This window comes from Nocardia sp. NPDC004068, assembly GCF_042874315.1.
Taxonomy (GTDB): domain Bacteria; phylum Actinomycetota; class Actinomycetes; order Mycobacteriales; family Mycobacteriaceae; genus Nocardia.
In genome coordinates this window covers 150,994-166,867 of sequence record NZ_JBIAMW010000004.1, presented here as the reverse complement: position 1 = coordinate 166,867, position 15,874 = coordinate 150,994, and the positions used below count along the sequence as shown (strand labels likewise).

Sequence of the window (15,874 nt, the reverse complement as noted above, 5' to 3'; positions counted from 1 at the left end):
CCGCGCGCCGGGCGACTACCGTCGGACGGTCGGGGTAGAAAATTCGCTACGAACCGCGAGCCGTGAGACAGGAGCAGAGTGTGGCCGATTCGTCATTCGATGTCGTCAGCAAGGTCGATCGGCAGGAGGTCGACAACGCCCTCAACCAGGCGGCGAAGGAGCTGAACACGCGCTACGACTTCCGCGGCACGGACGCGAGCATCGAATGGTCCGGGGAGGAGAAGATCGTCCTCTCGGCCAACTCGGAGGACCGGGTCAAGGCCGCCCTCGACGTGTTCAAGGAGAAGCTGATCCGCCGCGACATCTCGCTCAAGGCGTTCGACGCCGGCGATCCGCAGGCGTCGGGAAAGGTGTACAAGATCACGGGGACGGTCAAGGAGGGCATAGACCCCGACAACGCGAAGAAGATCTCCAAGAAGATCCGCGACGAGGGCCCCAAGGGCGTGAAGGCCCAGATCCAGGGCGACGAACTGCGGGTCAGCAGCAAGAAGCGCGACGATCTGCAGGCGGTCATCGCGCTGCTGAAGAGTTCCGATTTCGACGTGGCCCTGCAGTTCGTGAACTACCGGTAGTAGCGTGGTCCCCCGGCCATCTGCTCGAGCCGGGCGATCCGCTCGGCCATCGGCGGATGGGTGGAGAACCACCGGGCCATCCGGTCACCGGCCCGGAACGGGTTGGCGATCATCAGATGCGATTGCGCGGTGAGCTGCGGCTCGGGCGGCAGCGGGGCCGCCTGGGTGCCGCTCTCCAGCTTGCGCAGGGCCGAGGCCAGGGCCAGCGGGTCACCGGTGAGCGCGGCCCCGTCCTGGTCGGCCTGGTATTCGCGGGAGCGGGACACGGCCAGTTTGATCAGCGACGCCGCGATCGGGCCGAGCAGCGAAACCAGCAGCACGCCGATGATGTTCGGCCCCTCGCCGTCGCGGTTGCCGCCGAAGGCCCCGGCGAAGAAGGCCAGGTTGGCCAGGCCCGAGATGACCGCGGCCATGGCCCCGGCCACCGACGAGATCAGGATGTCGCGGTTGTACACGTGCGACAGCTCGTGCCCGAGCACCGCGCGCAGTTCGCGCTCGTCCAGGATCTGCAGGATTCCGCTGGTACAGCACACCGCCGCGTGCCGCGGATCGCGGCCGGTGGCGAAGGCGTTGGGTGCGTTGGTCGGGCTGATGTAGAGCCGGGGCATGGGTTGCCGTGCGGCCGTGGCCAGTTCGCGCACGATCTTGTACATGACCGGCGCCTCGAGTTCGGAGACCGGCTGGGCGTGCATCGCCCGCAACGCCAGCTTGTCGCTGTTGAAGTAGGCGTAGGCGTTCATGCCGACGGCCAGCAGGATGGCGAGCACCAGGATCGTCGGATTCCGGAACAGCGCGCCCGCGGCCACGATCAACGCCGACAGTCCGACCATCAATCCGAAGGTCTTGAGTCCGTTCGCATACCCGTGCCCGTGCATGTCCGCCTCTCTGTGCTCATCCGCCCCCAGAAATGCGTTACACCAGGTCAACGACCGGAGCGTGGCACGAGTTCCTCACCCGACGCGTTCGATGGTGTAGCTCACCAACCGCCGCAGCGCTTGATTGGCCGGACCCGCGGGCAGCGCCGCCAGCTCGGTGTGGGCGAGGTCGGCGTACCCGCGCAGCTTCTCCTTGGCCAGCACCATGCCGCGCGAACGGGACAGCAGCTCGAGCGCCTCGGCGACCTCGGCGTCGGTCTCCAGCGGACGGGCCAGCAGCGCGCGCAGCCGATCGCCCTCGGCGCCCTCCTCGCGCAGCGCGTACAGCACCGGCAGGGTGTGCACGCCCTCGCGCAGATCGGTGCCCGGCGTCTTGCCGGACTGTTCGGACACCGAGGAGATGTCGATGATGTCGTCGGAGATCTGGAAGGCGGTGCCGACCGCGTCGCCGAGCCGGGCCAGCCGCTCGACGTGATCGAGGTCCGCGCCGGAGAAGGTGCCGCCGAACCGGCCCGCGGCCGCGATGAGCGAGCCGGTCTTCTCCCACACCACCCGCAGGTAGTGCTCGACCGGATCCTGAGTCCGCTTGGCGCCCATGGTTTCTCGCATCTGGCCGGTGACCAGTTCGGCGAAGGTCTCGGCGATGACGCGGACCGCGTCGGGACCGAGCGTGGACACCAGGCGGGAGGCGTGCGCGAACAGGTAGTCCCCGGCGAGGATGGCAATGCTGTTGCCCCACCGCGAATTCACGCTGGGCGCGCCCCGCCGCATCGGCGCCTCGTCCATCACGTCGTCGTGGTACAGCGTGGCCAGGTGCACGAGTTCGACGACCGTGCCGGCGGTGATCAGATCGGGGTCGGTGGGACGCGGGCCGAGCTGCCCGGTGAGGATGGTGAACAGCGGGCGGAACCGCTTGCCCCCGGCCTTCGCCAGGTGCAGGGCGGCCTCCTGGAGAAATTCCTCCCCGTCGGAAAGCTCGCTGACCAGCAGCTTCTCGACATCGTCGAGGCCGTTGCGCACCGTGGCCGCGAGGTCGGGGTCGCCCAGATCCACCCCGGCGACCACCGTGCTCTCGTCGCGCACAGCCGATGCACTCATCTCGTCTCCCAACGCCGCGTCCGTCCCCACACCGAAGAACCTAGCGTGTCGGGTGCCGCAGCCCCATGAACACCGTCACTGTGGGAGAAAACAGACAGGCCGACGCCGCAAATCGGACACGGGGGCACGGGCGTCCGACTGTCCTGGAAGGATTGAACGCATGGTTGCACCGGATCCCAGTCGCGCCGAATCGCTGCCCCGCCACGCCGAGGTGCTGGTGGTGGGCGCGGGACCGGCCGGTTCGGCGGCCGCCGCGTGGGCCGCGCGGGCGGGTCGCGACGTCCTGCTCCTGGACGCCGCGACCTTCCCCCGCGACAAGACCTGCGGCGACGGGCTGACCCCGCGCGCCACGGCCGAGCTCGAACATCTCGGCTTGGGCGAATGGGTGCGCGCCCACACCGTCAACCGCGGCCTGCGCATGACCGGCTTCGGCCGCGAGGCCCTGCTGCCCTGGCCCGAGGGCTCCTTCCCGACCTACGGAAGTGCCGTTCCGCGCACCGAACTCGACGACAAACTGCGCGAGACGGCCGTGAAGTGGGGCGCGCGGATGGTGGACGACGCGCGGGTGGTGGAGGTGATCCGCGCCGGGGACCGGGTCACCGGAGTGCGGGTGCGCACCGCCGCGGGCACGTCCGAAATCGATTGCCGCACACTGATAGTCGCCGACGGGGTGCGGTCGCCGGTCGGAAAGCTGTTGGGCCGCACCTGGCATCGGCACTACGCCTTCGGAGTGGCGGCGCGCGCCTACATCCGCTCGAACCGCAGCGACGACGAGTGGATCACCTCGCATCTGGAACTGCGCGACGCCGACGGCACGCTGGTGCCCGGTTACGGCTGGGTGTTCCCGCTCGGCAACGGCGAGGTCAACATCGGCGTCGGCTCGCTGGCCACCGAGCGGCGGCCCTCGCACATCGCGTTGAAACCGCTTCTGCAACACTATGTTTCGTTGCGACGGCCGGAATGGGAGTTCGAGGGCGAGACCCGCGCGGTGGCCTCGGCGCTGCTGCCGATGGGCGGCGCGGTGTCGAATGTCGCGGGCCGCAACTGGGCGCTGGTCGGGGACGCGGCGGGCTGCGTGAACCCGCTCAACGGCGAGGGCATCGACTACGGACTCGAGGGCGGCCATCTGCTCGCCGGGCTGCTCGACGAACCGGATCTCACCACGCTGTGGCCGGATCTGCTGCGCGCCCGCTACGGCCGCACGTTCTCGGTGGCGCGGCGGATCGCCGGACTGGCCACCCATCCGCGCATGGTGCCGCTCGGCGGGCCGCCGGTGATGCGGTCGAAGTTCTTGCAGCGCACCGCCGTTCGGGTGATGGGCAATCTGGTCACCGAGGAGGACCACGATCTGGTGGCCCGCGCGTGGCGGGGCGCGGGACACGCCTCGATGCGGCTCGACGAGTTGGCGCCGTTCACCTGATGGGCACGTGGTCGGTTCCCGAGGACCTGCTCCCGCATCTGCGCCGGGCGCGGGATCTGGCCGACCGCCGGTACGCCGATCCGCTGGATCTGGACGAGCTGGCCGCCGCGGCCGGGGTGTCCAAGTACCACTTCCTGCGCTGTTTCGCCGCGACCTACGGCAAGACGCCCGCGCTGTATCTGGCCGAGCGGCGCATCGAGCGCGCCCAGGATCTGCTGCGGGCCACGAATGTGACGGTCACGGAGGTGTGCGTGCTGGTCGGATATTCGAGCCTGGGCTCGTTCAGCCGGAAGTTCACCGAGTTGGTCGGGATGTCGCCGTCGGCGTATCAGGCCAAGTTCGCCGCCGAGGGCGCGCCGCACATTCCGGGTTGTTACGTGTTCATGCACGGCCTGTCCGACCGCCGGGGCTGATTCCGCAATTTCGGAGAAGCGCCGCGCCGGCCCGCTGCCATAGCCTCGACGCATGGCAACGATCACGAACGTTTCGCTGGTCACCGTGTACGTGACCGATCAAACCGAGGCCAAGCAGTGGTACATCGACAAGCTCGGCTTCGTCGAGACCGCCGATGTCACCATGGGCGACAACGGCTTCCGCTGGGTCACCGTCGCCCAGCCCGACCACCCCGAGCTGGAGGTCACCCTGATGATCCCCGGCCCACCCCTGGACGACACCCTCGCCGAGGCCATCCGCCGCTCCCTCGCCAACGGCACCCACGGCGCCCTCGGCATCCGCACCGACAACTGCCAGAAGGCCTACGAGGAATTGACCGCCAAGGGCGTCGACTTCGTCCAACCTCCCGCCGAACGCCCCTACGGCGTCGAGGCCGTCCTCCGCGACAACTCCGGCAACTGGCTCGTCCTCGTCGAACGCCGCGAGTTCGATCCGGCCACCGCCGACTGGGGGAACTAGGCCCTCCGCCCCCACTCCGGTCCCGGTACGCCGGGACAGGCCCCGGCCGGAACCAACGCTCCGGCCGGGGGGCGGGCTTCGGGAGCTAGGCGTCGGCCTTGGTGGTGAGGTACTCCTCGATGAACTTGCGCTCGCTGTCGACCACGCGATGCTGGAGCTGTTCGGCGAGGGGCTCGATGGCGCCGCCGACGATCGGGACCTTCACGGTGACGATGCCGGAGACCTCGATCTCGGAACCGCCTGCGGTGGGCCGCATTTCGTAGCTGCCCTCCATCTCGGTGGTGATGCCCTTGGACAGGCCGACGAAAGTGCCGCGGGCGATGTCGCCGCGCAGCGGGCCCCAGTTGTCGGTGCGCTCGAGCACGAGTTCGCTCTTGAGGACCTTGCTCACGATGGCCGGGATCTTCTCCGCCTTCGCCCGCTCGGTCATGTGGACGCGGATGGTGTCGGGGCCGTCCTCGTGGGACAGGTCCAGGGTCGCGGTCTCCGCGCCGGAGAACCGCGCCTGCCACATCTCGTCGCTGGTGATCGCCCGGTGAAGCTCTTCTACCGGAACGCTGTACGGCACGGTGAAGCTGAATTTTCGGGACATGGCCGCACACGCTATCGGAACGATGCAATAGCCTTGGTGCGGTGTCGGAAACCACGCAGTCTGATCGCCTGCGCCGCACCCGGATCGGGGTCCTCATCGCCGCCGTCACGGTGAGCGTGCTGGCCGTCCTCCTGGTGCTGGCGGCCTGGCGCGACGACCTGCTGATCAGCTCGGACAAGGGCGTGACCAGCGCGGAGGTGTTGTCGGCCGGGCGGTTGCGCTCGGCGGTCGTGTTCACCACCCCCGACGGCGTGACCCACAACCCGCGCGTCGGCGTGCTCTACCCGACGAAACTCACCGCGGGCGAACGCATCAACGTCGAATACAGCCGCGCGGACCCGGATCTGGTGCGGGTGGCGGGCCGCGACGCCCGGGTGGCGATCGTGCCCGCGCTGTCGGTGATCGTGGTGGTGTGGGCGATCGCGCTGCCGACGCTGTGGCTGCTGGCCCGGATGCGCCGCCGCGAGGACTGAAGTTCGCCGGATCTTCGTATGCGTGTCATGTGCGTGTGACGGCCGGGCGGGGCGCGATGACCACACTCGAAACCGTGCGTGTTGCGATTGTCGCGGAGTCGTTCCTGCCGAATATGAACGGTGTGGTGAACTCCGTGCTGCAGGTGCTCGACCACCTGGACCGGCACGGCCACGAGGCGCTGATCATCGCGCCGGACACCCCGCGCGGCCAGCCGCCCGCCCCGCGCGAGCACGGGCGGTTCCCGGTGGTGCGGGTGCCCGCGGTGATGGTGCCCAAGATCAGTTCGCTGCCGGTCGGGCTGCCGCAGCCGGTGATCACCGCCGCCATCGACGAATTCGACGCCGACGTGGTGCATCTGGCCTCGCCGTTCCTGTTGGGCGCGGGCGGGGTCGCGGCGGCCCTGCGCCTGGATCTGCCCGCGGTGGCGATCTACCAGACCGATGTCGCCGGATTCGCCAAGAGCTACGGGCTCGGCCCGGCCCGCCGCGCGGCCTGGGCCTGGACCCGGCGCATCCACGTCCGCGCCGCGCGCACCCTGGCGCCCTCCTCGGCGGCCGCGGAAGACCTTGTCGCCCATGGCATTCCGCGGGTGCATCGCTGGGCCCGAGGCGTGGACATCGCCCGCTTCACCCCCTCGGCCCGCGATCCGGAACTGCGCGCGGCCTGGCACGCCGACGACAAGCTGATCGTCGGCTTCGTCGGGCGGCTCGCGCCGGAGAAGCACGTGGAACGCCTGGCCGCGCTCGCGGACGATCCCGATGTGCAGTTGGTCATCGTCGGCGACGGCCCGCAGCGGGCGGCGCTGGCCCAGCTGATGCCCACCGCGATCTTCACCGGCGAACTCGGCGGAACCGACCTGGCCGCCGCCTACGCCAGCCTCGACGTGATGGTGCACGCGGGCGAGCACGAGACGTTCTGTCAGGGCGTGCAGGAGGCGCTGGCCTCGGGCCTGCCGGTCATCGGCCCCGACGCGGGCGGCCCGCGCGATCTGATCGCCCACTGCCGCAACGGCTATCTGCTGCCGGTGGACCGCTTCACCGAACTGCTCCCCAGCGCCGTCGGCGCGCTGCGTGACACCGCGCTGCGCACCCGCTTCGCCACCGCCGCCCGCAAATCGGTCCTGCACCGCACCTGGCCCGCCATCTGCACCGAACTGCTGGGCCACTACACCGAGGTCATCGGCGGCAACCGCGAATCGGCCTACCGCACGGCCTGACGAAATTCGCTGGACCATCAGCGGACCCGTCCCCTACGGTCGTCCCCGTGGGAGTAATAGCGATGAACGGAGCGTGCGCGATCGGCGCGTCCTTCGTGCGGATCCGCGCGGCAGCCTGAACCCGGCCCGCGTCTCGCATCGCTTCGTGCGGTAATTCCTCTTTCCCGACTTCGGTTCTCCACCAGGTCCTTTCGAGCGCCCCGGCCCGGGTTCGGGCGAATCACGTCCTGATTCGACCGCTCCGTCCGGAGGACTCCGCATGCCCAGCGCGATGTCGCGTGCCCGCAAGACCCTGTCCCAGAATTTTCTCGTCGACGCCGCCGCGGCGGACCGTCTGGTGCGTTCCGCCGGGGTGACCCGCGACGATCTCGTCGTCGAGATCGGTCCCGGCGACGGGATGCTCACCCGGCGGCTGCTCGCCTCGGCCGGGCGGGTGTCGGCCTACGAGAAGGATCCGCACTGGGCCGCGAAGCTGGCCCGCCGCTACGCTTCCGAACCTCGAATTATGGTTCACCACAACGACATTCGAGATGTTCGGCCCCCGACGGAACCGTTCATGGTGGTGGCGAACATCCCGTTCGGGGTGAGCACGGCCATCGTCCGATGGTGCCTCGCCGCCCCGCACCTGACCTCGGCCACCCTGCTGACCCAGCTCGAATTCGCCCGCAAGCACTCCGGCGACTACGGCCGTTGGTCGAAACTCACGGTGTCGCAATGGCCCTGGACCGCCGTCTCGCTGGGATTGCGGGTGCCGCGCGGCGGTTTCCGTCCCGTGCCGAGCGTCGATGCCGCCGTCCTGCGCCTCGATCGCCGCCCGACGCCGCTGCTCCCGCACACGGCCGTCCCCGAGTATCGCCGCCTGGTCGAGATCGGCTTCCGTGGCGTCGGCGGCTCGGTGCGGGCCTCCCTGCGTCGATACTTCCCGGCCCGGCGCGTCGAAAACGCCTGTGCCGCCGCGGGAATCGCGGACGGCGTGCCCGTCGGGCACGTCCGCCCCGACGCCTGGGTCCGGTTGTTCGAGCACCTGCTGCGCTGAACCCGCGCGGCCGGGTTAGGGTCGGATCGTGGCGAAGACAGAGTCGTTCCGGGCCTCCCTGGACAAGCAACCGCACGAGGTCGCGTCGATGTTCGACGGGGTGGCCGAGCGGTACGACCTCACCAATACGGTGATCTCCGCCGGTCAGGACCGCTATTGGCGGTGGGCGACGCGGCAGGCGCTGGCGCTGCGGCCCGGCGAGCGGGTGCTCGACCTCGCCGCCGGGACCGGGGTGTCGACCGCCGAGTTCACCAAGTCCGGCGCGTGGTGCGTGGCCACCGACTTCTCCCAGGGCATGCTCGCCGCGGGCCGGTTCCGCGGGGTGCCGATGGTCGCGGGCGACGCCACCGCGCTGCCGTTCGCCGACGAGGCGTTCGACGCGGTGACGATCTCCTACGGTCTGCGCAACGTCTCCGAACCCGATGCGGCGCTGCGCGAGATGCTGCGGGTGACCAAGCCGGGCGGCCGGTTGGTGGTCGCCGAGTTCTCCACCCCGGTCTTCGGCCCGTTCCGCACCCTGTACATGGAGTACCTGATGAAGGCGCTGCCGCGGGTGGCGCGCGCGGTGAGCAGCAATCCCGACGCCTACGTCTACCTGGCCGAATCCATTCGCGCCTGGCCCAACCAGCGGCAACTCGCCCTGCGCATCGCCGACGCGGGCTGGTCGGCGGTGAAGTGGCGCAACCTCACCGGCGGCATCGTCGCCCTGCATCGGGCCTACAAGCTGGAATGACCTCACAAGATCGATTCCCGACTGTGCGGACCTTCGTCACCTGCCGCTAACGTCGGGTAAATCCGATGAAATCGCCGGCGGCCATGATCGGGGTCATGTCGAGCACCACCGCCACCACGTGCTCCTACTGCGGTGTGGGGTGCGGGATGGCCGTCCAGACCCGCCCGGACGAACAGGGCAAGCCGGTGATCGCCGCCGTGCGCGGCGACAAACTGCATCCGGTCAACGCCGGACGGCTGTGCACCAAGGGCGCCACGCACGCCGACCTCATGGCCGCGTCCGGCCGCATGACCACCGCCCACCGGCGCCCGCAACGCGACCGGCCCGCCCGGCCCGTCCCCGTCGACGACGCCGTGCGCGAGACCGCCGACCGCCTGCGCGACATCCTCGACCGGCACGGCCCCGACGCGATCGCGCTCTACGTCTCCGGCCAGATGTCGCTCGAGGCGCAGTACCTGGCCACCAAACTCGCCAAGGGCTATCTGCGGACCGTGCACATCGAGGCCAATTCGCGGCTGTGCATGGCCAGCGCGGGCACCGGCTACAAGCAGTCCCTGGGCGCGGACGGCCCGCCCGGTTCCTACGACGACATCGACCACGCGGATCTGTTCTTCGTGATCGGCGCGAATATGGCCGACTGTCATCCGATCCTGTTCCTGCGCATGGCCGATCGGCTGAAGGCGGGTGCGCGCCTGATCGTGGTGGATCCGCGCCGCACCGAGACCGCCGAGCGCGCGGACCTGTTTTTGCAGATAGCTCCGGGTACCGATCTCGCGTTGCTGAACGGCCTGCTGCACCTGCTGGTCGAGAACGGCGACATCGACGAGGACTTCATCGCCGAGCACACCGAGGGCTGGGCGGCGATGCCGGAGTTCCTGGCCGACTATTCCCCGGCCCGCGTCGCCGAACTCACCGGCCTGGCCGAGGCCGACATCCGCACCGCCGCCCGCTGGATCGGCGAGGCGGGCGAGTGGATGTCGCTGTGGACCATGGGCCTCAACCAGTCCACGCACGGCACCTGGAACACCAACGCGCTGTGCAATCTGCATCTGGCCACCGGCGCGATCTGCCGTCCGGGCAGCGGCCCGTTCTCGCTCACCGGTCAGCCCAATGCCATGGGCGGGCGCGAGATGGGGTACATGGGTCCGGGCCTGCCCGGTCAGCGCAGCGTGCTCGCCGAGGGCGATCGCGCCTTCGTCGAGACGGTGTGGGGGCTGCCGCCCGGCACGATCCGGTCCGAGGTCGGGCCCGGCACCATCGACATGTTCCGCGGCCTGGCCGAGGAGCGGATCAAGGCGTGCTGGATCATCTGCTCCAATCCCGTTGCGTCCGTTGCCAATCGGAAGACGGTGATCGCCGGGCTGGAGGCGGCCGAACTGGTGGTGGTGCAGGACGTCTACACCGACACCGCCACCAACGCCTACGCGGATCTGCTGCTGCCCGCCACCCTGTGGGCCGAGGCGGACGCGACCATGGTGAACTCCGAACGCACGGTCAGCCTGCTGCGCCGCTCGGTCGATCCGATCGGCGACGCTCGCCCGGACTGGCAGCTGATCGCCCAGGTGGCCACGGCCATGGGTTTCGACGGCTTCGACTTCGCCTCCAGCGCCGAGGTTTTCGACGAGATCCGGCGCTTCGCCAATCCGGCGACGGGCTACGATCTGCGCGGCATCAGCCACGACGCGCTGCGCGAAGGGCCGATGCAGTGGCCGTGCCCCGATCCGGCGCGGCGGCGCAATCCCGTGCGGTACGTGAACGACGGCGTGAGCCAGAACCTGTTCGTCGACGCCGACGGACGGCGACCGCGTCTGGCGTTCGCCACCCCGAGCCGCCGCGCGGTGTTCTGGCCGCGCCCGCATCTGCTGCCCGCCGAGATGCCCGACGACGACTATCCGTTCGTGCTCAACACCGGTCGCCTGGCACATCAATGGCACACCATGACCAAGACCGGGCGGGTGCCGAAATTGGTGAAGCTCACCGGCGACCCGTTCGTCGAGGTGCATCCCGAGGACGCCGAGCGGCTCGGACTGCGTGCGGGCGATCAGCTGGAGGTGGCGTCGCGGCGCGGCCGCGCGGTGCTGCCGGTGCGGATCACCGATCGGGTACGGCCCGGGTGTTGCTTCGCGCCGTTCCACTGGAACGACGAGCAGGGCGAGTATCTGACCGTCAACGCGGTCACCAACGACGCGGTCGACCCGGCCTCGCTGCAACCGGAGTTCAAGGCGTGCGCGGTGGCCCTGCGCCGGGTGGCGTCCGTGCCCGAACCGCCCGCGCCGCCCGCGCCCGCGGCGCACCCGCTGGCCGCCGTGCTCGGCCTCGACGCGGCCAGCACGCCGACGCTCGGTGAGCACGAGCGGATCTACCTCAGCGGCTATCTGGCCGCGCTGCAACAGCTTCCGGTGCGGGGGCAACCGGTGCTGCCCGATTCCGCGCCGCTGCCCGAACGCAGCCGCCTGTGGATCAACGGCCTGCTGGCCGGAATGTACTCGCGCGCAACAGAACCCGATGCTTCACCGAGCGAATCCGCTGCGGGCGAGGCGATCACGGTGCTGTGGGCCTCCCAGACCGGGACCGCGGAGGAACTCGCGGCCGCGGCCGTCGAGCGCCTGACCGCGTCCGGCTTCACGCCCCGGCTGCTGGACATGGACTCCTGCGACCTGTCCGAACTCACCGGGAACGCGCTGGTGATCACCAGCACCTTCGGCGACGGCGGCCCGCCGGACAACGGCGCGGACTTCTGGGACCGCCTGCGCGGCACCGAGATTCGCCTCACCGGACTGCGGTACGCGGTGTTCGCGCTGGGCGACTCGTCCTACGACGACTTCTGCGGCCACGGCCGCCGCCTGGATCAGCTGCTCGCCGAACGCGGGGCGACCCGGCTGCTGGAGCGCGTCGACAGCGAACCGGATCACGACACCCGCTCGCGGACCTGGCTCGACGAGGTGATCGCCGCACTCTCCGGCGACGCGCCCGAACCGCCGCGCCCGGCGGGCGGCACCACCCTGGTCCTCGAGCGCACCCGCCGGGCGGCGGTCCCCTTCACCCGCAACGCGCCGGTGACGGTTCCGCTGATCCGCAACGAACTGCTCTCCCGCCCCGGCTCGGCGAAGGAGGTGCGGCGGTTCGGCTTCGACCTCGGCGCGGTCGAGGCGACCTACGAGGTCGGCGATTCGCTCGGGGTGTGGCCGACCAACGGCGAGCACACGATCGCCGAATGGCTCGCCGCCACCGGACTCGACGGCCGGCACGGCGTCGAGATCGACGACCGCGAGGTGCCGCTCGCCGAGGCGTTGCGCACCCACTACGACATCAGCAAGGTCTCCCCCGACCTGCTGACGTTCATCGCCCGGCACAACGCCAGCCCGCGGCTGGCCAAACTGCTGCGCCGCGACAACCGCAACGAGCTCGACGGCTATCTGTGGGACCGGCAGGCCGTCGACGTACTGCGCGACTTCCCGGTGCGGGCGGATCTCGTCGACTGGCTCGGCGTGCTGAAAAGGCTTCAGCCACGCCAGTATTCGATCTCGTCGAGCCCGGCGGTGAGCCCGCACGAGGTGGAGCTGACCGTCGGCGTCGTCCGCTACGGCGCACCCGGCGCGCGCCGGGGCGGGGTGTGCTCGACCTTCCTCGCCGACCGGTGCGGGGAGGTGCCGGTCTTCCTGCACCGCGCCCCGCACTTCCGGCCGCCGCGGGATCCGAACGCGCCCATGATCATGATCGGTCCCGGCACGGGCATCGCGCCGTTCCGCGGCTTCCTCCAGGAGCGGCGGGCGCTGGGCAGCCGCGGGCGCAACTGGCTGTTCTTCGGCGATCAGCACGCCGCGGACAATTTCTACTACCGCGAGGAACTCGAGGACATGTTCCGCACGGGCTTCCTCACCCGCCTGGATCTGGCGTTCTCCCGGGATCAGCGGGAGCGGATCTACGTGCAGCACCGCATGATCGAGCACGGCGCGGAGCTGTGGTCGTGGCTGGCCGACGGCGCGCATCTCTACGTCTGCGGCGACGCCGCCCGCATGGCGAGCGACGTCGACGACGCGCTGCTGCGCATCGCCCGCGTCCACGGCAACCTCGATCCGGACGCCGCGCTGGCCTTCCGCAAGCGGCTGGTGGCCGAGAAGCGGTACCTGCGGGACGTGTATTGAGCTATGCCGCAGGCGGATTCAGGCGGGTGAAGTCCGGCAGGCGGTAGTACGGGTAGTAGGGATAGGGCGGGGTGACGGCGCTGGCCTTGTCCAGGCGGGCGATCTGGTCGGGGGTCAGCTGCCAGCCGATCGCGCCGAGGTTCTGGCGCAGTTGGTCGGCGTCGCGGGCGCCGACGATGACGGTGGCGACGGTGGGACGGGACAGCAGCCAGTTCAGGGCGATCTGCGGGACGGTGCGGCCGGTTTCGGCGGCGATGTCGTCGAGGACGTCGACCACGTCGTAGAGCAGTTCGTCGTCGACGGGCGGGCCCGCGGCGGCGGTCTTGTGCAGGCGAGAGTTCGGCGGAAGGGGTTGTCCGCGACGGATTTTCCCGGTCAGGCGGCCCCAGCCGAGGGGGCTCCACACCACCGCGCCCACGCCCTGATCGCGGCCGAGCGGCATGAGCTCCAATTCGTAGTCGCGGCCGACGAGGGAGTAGTACACCTGATGGGCGACGTAGCGGGGGAAGCCGTGCCGGTCGGCGGCGGCGAGCGACTTCATCAGCTGCCAGCCCGCGAAATTCGAGGCGCCGACGTAGCGGATCTTGCCCGCGGTCACCAGATCACGCAGCGCGCCGAGGGTCTCCTCCACCGGCGTTCCGGCGTCGAAGGCGTGCAGCTGGAACAGGTCGATGTGGTCGGTGCCGAGCCGCCGCAGCGACGCCTCCACCGCGCCGATCAATCGGGAGCGGCCGGATCCGGCGTCGTTGGGTCCCGGGCCGGTGGGCAGGGAAGCCTTGGTGGACAACAGGATTCGATCGCGTCGTCCTCGGATGGCCTGTCCCAGCACCTCTTCCGAGGCGCCGTCCGAGTAGACGTCCGCGGTGTCGAACATCGTCACGCCCGCGTCCAGCGCGATGTCCACCATCTCCCGCGCCGCCCGCGCGTCGGTATCGCCCCAGGCCGAGAACAGCTCGCCGCGCCCCCCGAACGTCCCCGCCCCGAAGCTCAACGCGGGCACCAACAGCCCCGACGCACCCAGCCGCCGATACTCCATGACTCACTCCTAACGGAACTTCAGTTTCATTAACACTGCCGACGATACACTCAACGGGCAACTAATGAAACTGGAGAACCGTTATGACCGATGAGAGGCCCGGCTCACTCCGCCCCGGCGGCCGCACCGCCCGCGTCCGCGAGGCCGTCCTGCGCGCGGGGGGCGACCTGCTCGCCGAACGCGGCTTCGCCCACCTCGACCTCACCGAGGTCGCCGCCCGCGCGGGCGTCGGCAAAACCACCGTCTACCGCCGCTGGCGCACCCCCGCGGGCCTGGTCGCCGACATCCTCACCGAAATGGCCGAAACCTCCCTCCCCCACGCCGACACCGGCACCCTCCTAGGCGACCTGCTGGCCAACGCGACCCTGGTCGCCGAAACCCTCACCCACCCCCGCCAAGGCCCCCTCTTCAAATCCCTCATAGCCGCCGCCACCTGCGACGAAGAGGCCGCCCGAGCCCTACACCACTTCTACGACACCCGCCTCACCGAATGGACCCCCTGCGTGGAACGAGCCAAATCCCGAGCCGAAATCCCCCCCGAAACCAACCCCCGAACCCTCCTCAAAGCAGTCTCCGCCCCCCTCTACTACAACCTCCTAACCACCGGCGACCCCATAACCCCCCAATCCGCCACCACCGCAGCCCATTCCGCCCACCAAGCCGCCCTCCTGGGCCTCTACACCTGACCCCCAGGCCCACGAACCCAGCCGCACCCTTTATTCGAATCCGCACCCCTTGCAGGGCAATACAACGGGTGCGGATCCGAATAAGGGGTGCGGCTGGGTTCGTGGGCCTGGGGTCAGTTCGGGTTTCGGCCGGTGCGGGCGAGGAGTTGGGACAGGGGTGGGGCGGTGGGTGGGAGGGGGACTACGGGGGCGAACATGCCGGGGACGCCTTCGGCGGGGGTGTCGGCGAGGAAGTCGAGGAGGAGGGTGATGTCGGCGGGGGTGGGGTGGTAGGGGGTGTGGGTGGCCGTGGCGAGGTCCCAGGCGTGGACGACGAGTTCGTTGAGGGCGACCTTGGCCATGGGTTCGGCGGGCATGGTGACGCCGCCCGCTTCGGTGTCGCCCTGCCAGGCGGCGGGGTCGCGCCAGGCGGCTGCCAGGGCCTTCAGCCGTGCGGGGATCAGGGTTCGCCAGTCGGGGGACAGGGCCGTGTCGTCGTCGCCCACCCGGGGGGCCTGGGAGCGGCCGACGGATTCCTTCGTGGCCGCCTGGCGGAACGCCTCGGTGAGCATTTCGACGTGGGCCAGGAGGGCGCGCACCGAGATGCCGTCGCAGGGGGTGGTCGCGTCGAGTTGGTCGTCGGTGATGGCGGCGAGTACCGATTCCAGTTCGGTGGCCGCGGGTTCCAGATCGAACATGTGTGACGAGACGACTCGGGCCGGGAGAATTCATCGGCCCGTACGTACACCGGAATCCCGAAACCCACTTGTTAGCAGCGAAAACCCCTGGTAAAGGGAAGAATTGGATGATGAAGGGCGATCGAGTGGAGATCGTCGTCGACACCGGCGACGGCTCGCGCAGTTACGAGGTGGCCGCCACGCGCGCGGGGCGGCGGGTCGAGATCCGGATCGCGCGGGGCGTGGTCGAGGTCAGCGAGGTGACACGGACCGGAACCGCGGTGCGCACCGCGCGGTTCATGGCCGGGCGCACACTGGCGCTCGTGGAGTATCCGGCCGATCCGGGTCCGCTGCCGGACGAGTGACACGATCGACACGACGGTTGCCAGGTCGGCGCTGGGCGCGCATGCTCGACACCAGCCG

At 69.9% G+C, this 15,874-nt stretch carries 16 protein-coding genes; 11 read left to right on the top strand and 5 right to left on the bottom strand.

Annotation, left to right across the window (positions count from 1 at the left end):
• Positions 1-80: 80 nt before the first annotated feature.
• Positions 81-572, top strand: a complete 492-nt coding sequence (locus ACFYTQ_RS11760) for a YajQ family cyclic di-GMP-binding protein (protein ID WP_387359565.1) — start codon at positions 81-83, stop codon at positions 570-572.
• Here the strand turns inward: ACFYTQ_RS11760 and htpX are convergent.
• A complete protein-coding gene (htpX, locus tag ACFYTQ_RS11755; RefSeq protein WP_387359563.1) occupies positions 563-1,447 on the bottom strand; it encodes a zinc metalloprotease HtpX in 885 nt (294 codons plus the stop codon). The genes ACFYTQ_RS11760 and htpX overlap by 10 nt on opposite strands.
• A gap of 75 nt (positions 1,448-1,522) precedes the next feature.
• Positions 1,523-2,545: a polyprenyl synthetase family protein gene (locus tag ACFYTQ_RS11750; RefSeq protein ID WP_387359561.1), complete on the bottom strand. Its 1,023-nt coding sequence runs from the start codon at positions 2,543-2,545 to the stop codon at positions 1,523-1,525.
• A gap of 160 nt (positions 2,546-2,705) precedes the next feature.
• Here ACFYTQ_RS11750 and ACFYTQ_RS11745 point away from each other — a divergent pair, with 160 nt between their 5' ends.
• The 3 genes from ACFYTQ_RS11745 to ACFYTQ_RS11735 are packed head-to-tail and all read left to right on the top strand — an operon-like array spanning position 2,706 to position 4,877.
• Complete coding sequence (locus ACFYTQ_RS11745) at positions 2,706-3,965, top strand: geranylgeranyl reductase family protein (protein WP_387359559.1); 1,260 nt, start codon at positions 2,706-2,708, stop codon at positions 3,963-3,965.
• A complete protein-coding gene (locus ACFYTQ_RS11740; protein WP_387359557.1) occupies positions 3,965-4,378 on the top strand; it encodes a helix-turn-helix transcriptional regulator in 414 nt (137 codons plus the stop codon). Before ACFYTQ_RS11745 ends, ACFYTQ_RS11740 begins: the two co-directional genes overlap by 1 nt.
• A gap of 52 nt (positions 4,379-4,430) precedes the next feature.
• Positions 4,431-4,877 carry a VOC family protein gene (locus ACFYTQ_RS11735; protein ID WP_387359555.1) on the top strand — a complete coding sequence of 149 codons (447 nt, stop codon included), beginning with the start codon at positions 4,431-4,433 and terminating at the stop codon, positions 4,875-4,877.
• A gap of 85 nt (positions 4,878-4,962) precedes the next feature.
• Here the strand turns inward: ACFYTQ_RS11735 and ACFYTQ_RS11730 are convergent, their stop codons facing one another.
• Positions 4,963-5,469: a DUF2505 domain-containing protein gene (locus tag ACFYTQ_RS11730; protein ID WP_387359553.1), complete on the bottom strand. Its 507-nt coding sequence runs from the start codon at positions 5,467-5,469 to the stop codon at positions 4,963-4,965.
• A 41-nt stretch (positions 5,470-5,510) separates the two neighbouring features.
• On the opposite strand from ACFYTQ_RS11730, the gene ACFYTQ_RS11725 reads away from it, so the two are divergent.
• The 5 genes from ACFYTQ_RS11725 (at position 5,511) to ACFYTQ_RS11705 (ending at position 13,073) form a co-directional block, all read left to right on the top strand.
• A complete protein-coding gene (locus ACFYTQ_RS11725; protein WP_387359551.1) occupies positions 5,511-5,942 on the top strand; it encodes a DUF3592 domain-containing protein in 432 nt (143 codons plus the stop codon).
• Between the two features lie 74 nt (positions 5,943-6,016).
• Complete coding sequence (locus tag ACFYTQ_RS11720; RefSeq protein ID WP_387359549.1) at positions 6,017-7,159, top strand: glycosyltransferase family 4 protein; 1,143 nt, start codon at positions 6,017-6,019, stop codon at positions 7,157-7,159.
• 259 nt (positions 7,160-7,418) lie between these two features.
• Complete coding sequence (erm, locus tag ACFYTQ_RS11715) at positions 7,419-8,195, top strand: 23S ribosomal RNA methyltransferase Erm (RefSeq protein WP_387359547.1); 777 nt, start codon at positions 7,419-7,421, stop codon at positions 8,193-8,195.
• Positions 8,196-8,223: 28 nt separating this feature from the next.
• On the top strand, positions 8,224-8,928 hold the full coding sequence (locus ACFYTQ_RS11710) for a demethylmenaquinone methyltransferase (RefSeq protein WP_387359545.1): 705 nt from the start codon (positions 8,224-8,226) through the stop codon (positions 8,926-8,928).
• An 83-nt stretch (positions 8,929-9,011) separates the two neighbouring features.
• A complete protein-coding gene (locus ACFYTQ_RS11705) occupies positions 9,012-13,073 on the top strand; it encodes a molybdopterin-dependent oxidoreductase (RefSeq protein ID WP_387360175.1) in 4,062 nt (1,353 codons plus the stop codon).
• Between the two features lies 1 nt (position 13,074).
• Here the strand turns inward: ACFYTQ_RS11705 and ACFYTQ_RS11700 are convergent, their stop codons facing one another.
• Positions 13,075-14,109, bottom strand: a complete 1,035-nt coding sequence (locus ACFYTQ_RS11700; protein ID WP_387359543.1) for an aldo/keto reductase — start codon at positions 14,107-14,109, stop codon at positions 13,075-13,077.
• Positions 14,110-14,192: 83 nt separating this feature from the next.
• On the opposite strand from ACFYTQ_RS11700, the gene ACFYTQ_RS11695 reads away from it, so the two are divergent.
• Positions 14,193-14,795, top strand: a complete 603-nt coding sequence (locus tag ACFYTQ_RS11695; protein ID WP_387359541.1) for a TetR/AcrR family transcriptional regulator — start codon at positions 14,193-14,195, stop codon at positions 14,793-14,795.
• 113 nt (positions 14,796-14,908) lie between these two features.
• Here ACFYTQ_RS11695 and ACFYTQ_RS11690 read toward each other — a convergent pair whose 3' ends face one another.
• Entirely contained in the window at positions 14,909-15,472 is a 564-nt protein-coding gene (locus ACFYTQ_RS11690) for a TIGR03086 family metal-binding protein (protein WP_387359539.1), read from the bottom strand.
• A gap of 110 nt (positions 15,473-15,582) precedes the next feature.
• On the opposite strand from ACFYTQ_RS11690, the gene ACFYTQ_RS11685 reads away from it, so the two are divergent.
• On the top strand, positions 15,583-15,816 hold the full coding sequence (locus tag ACFYTQ_RS11685; protein WP_387359537.1) for a hypothetical protein: 234 nt from the start codon (positions 15,583-15,585) through the stop codon (positions 15,814-15,816).
• The last annotated feature ends 58 nt before the right edge of the window (positions 15,817-15,874 follow it).